Below are 1957 nucleotides of genomic sequence, written 5' to 3' on the forward strand. Positions count from 1 at the left end.
CCTGTGATTGAAAATGAAAAAAAGGCCAAAACGTTAATAGAAATTGATGGCGGAGTAAATGCAGACAATACGAAAGCACTAATAGAGGCTGGCGCAGATGTTTTGGTTGCGGGAAGTTTTGTTTTCAACTCACAGGATCCAACGGTCACCATTTCACATATTGCAAATATTGCAAATACTTAGCAATGTTTTAGGAGGTATTTAATCAAATCTGTGGTAGTAACCATACCTTTTAATTTGCCATTTTCCACCACCGGTAAGGAATGAAATTCCCTTTTTACAAGTAATTCTGCAACTTCTTTAATTGTTGAATCGGGTGTAACGGTTTCCAGGTTTCCTATCATTAATTGCCTCAATGTAAACATTTCATAAATAGATGAAGAAATATTTTCCTCTTCCCTATACGCACCATCGGCAAAACTTATTCGGAGTATATCGTTCAAGCTTATCATCCCAATAATTTTTTCATTTTCAATCACAGGGATATGCCGTATTTTATATTTTTTAAATAAATGTTCTGCCTTATCTAAACTTTCTTTTACATCAAGTGTTATAAGGTTTGTGGTCATTATATTTGAAACGGGGAGCTCAATCTGGACATTCATGACTTTCAATTTAAATATTATTTAATAAAGATCAGTTTTATCAAAAACAAAAAGAATGATATAAGTCATGTTAATTATGGTTATATTTTAGTTTTTTATATTATTTCTGAGGTTCTGATATTTTAATGTAATGCTACTTGTTTTGTTAGCCTTCTTGGCTTTGCATGCTTTCTTTGATAAGTTTAAGAATAAATTACATAGCTTTGCGCCTACCTATAATCTTGCTAAATTTTACCGCTATTATAAGGAAACATATGGATAGATTTGATCTTTTGATTGTTGGTGGTGGACCGATAGGAATAGCATGCGGGCTCGAAGCTCAAAAAAAAGGTTTGAGTTATGTGATTATAGAGAAAGGGCCGATAGTAAATTCCTTATTTAACTATCCCGTGAACATGCAGTTTTTCTCCTCTTCAGAGCGACTCGAAATAGATGACATTCCTTTTATAAGCAACGAGGCAAAGCCAAAGCGCAATGAGTCTTTGGAATATTACAGACGAATTGTTACCTCCAATAAGTTAAAGATTCACCTCTTTGAAAAAGTTGAGACTATAGAAAAAGGCACAGAAGGTTTTAAAGTAGTAACAACTAAAAATACATATACAGCTACTAGTATTACTATTGCCACAGGATTTTATGACCTTCCAAACCTCCTGGAAGTTCCCGGGGAAAAACTCCCAAAAGTATCTCATTATTACAAGGACCCTCATTTCTATGCCAGTCAAAAGCTGGCTGTGGTAGGCGCAAGTAATTCGGCAATTGACGCTGCCCTTGAGTGTTGGCGAAAAGGTGCCGAAGTTACCCTGATTATCAGAGGCCCTGAAGTTGGCAAGCGGGTTAAATACTGGGTTCGTCCAGATATTATGAATAGAATTGAAGAGGGAAGTATTAAAGCCTATTATAACACTACCGTAAAAGAGATTCGCGAAAAAGAAATTGAGTTGGAAACCCCAGAGGGAAAAATTATTTTAGAAAATGATTTTGTCCTGGCTTTAACAGGCTATACTCCAAATTTTAAATTTCTGGAAAGTATAGGAATTGAGTTATCGAAAGATGAGAAAAGATTACCAAATTACAATCCGGAAACCATGGAAACCAATATAAAAGGAATTTACCTTGCTGGTGTTATTTGCGGTGGTATGGAAACTCATAAATGGTTTATTGAAAATTCCCGAGTACACGCAAAGATCATTATTGAAAATATTTTGCGGAAAAAAGAATCCGAAATCAGTAATTAAGAGTTGCTCAAGAATATGAAAAAAATTGCCCTGGCCATTCATGGAGGTGCCGGAACCCTTGTCAGGGGAATGATGACACCTGAAAAAGAAAGCATGTATAAAGCAGTTTTAGAA

General features: G+C 35.3%; 2 protein-coding genes and 1 pseudogene. 2 read left to right on the forward strand and 1 reads right to left on the reverse strand.

The genetic code is table 11. The features are described 5' to 3' along the window. Window positions 1-183 (forward strand): annotated as a pseudogene (locus WBN20_RS13220) (ribulose-phosphate 3-epimerase); the annotation flags it as partial. Here the strand turns inward: WBN20_RS13220 and WBN20_RS13225 are convergent. Beyond that, window positions 180-605 (reverse strand): HPP family protein, encoded by a 426-nt coding sequence (locus WBN20_RS13225; protein WP_424282038.1) that lies wholly within the window; start codon window positions 603-605, stop codon window positions 180-182. The pseudogene WBN20_RS13220 and the gene WBN20_RS13225 sit on opposite strands and share 4 nt — an antisense overlap. A gap of 254 nt (window positions 606-859) precedes the next feature. On the opposite strand from WBN20_RS13225, the gene WBN20_RS13230 reads away from it, so the two are divergent. After that, window positions 860-1843 carry a YpdA family putative bacillithiol disulfide reductase gene (locus WBN20_RS13230; RefSeq protein WP_424282039.1) on the forward strand — a complete coding sequence of 328 codons (984 nt, stop codon included), beginning with the start codon at window positions 860-862 and terminating at the stop codon, window positions 1841-1843. Window positions 1844-1957: the final 114 nt, after the last annotated feature.

The organism is Eudoraea sp. (genome assembly GCF_049665975.1).
In the GTDB taxonomy this organism is placed as follows: Bacteria; Bacteroidota; Bacteroidia; order Flavobacteriales; family Flavobacteriaceae; genus Eudoraea.

Coding starts and splice junctions, on each gene's coding strand:
- WBN20_RS13225 (WP_424282038.1), bottom strand. CDS start 605: ATGAATGTCCAGATTGAGCTCCCCGTTTCAAATATAATGACCACAAAC.
- WBN20_RS13230 (WP_424282039.1), top strand. CDS start 860: ATGGATAGATTTGATCTTTTGATTGTTGGTGGTGGACCGATAGGAATA.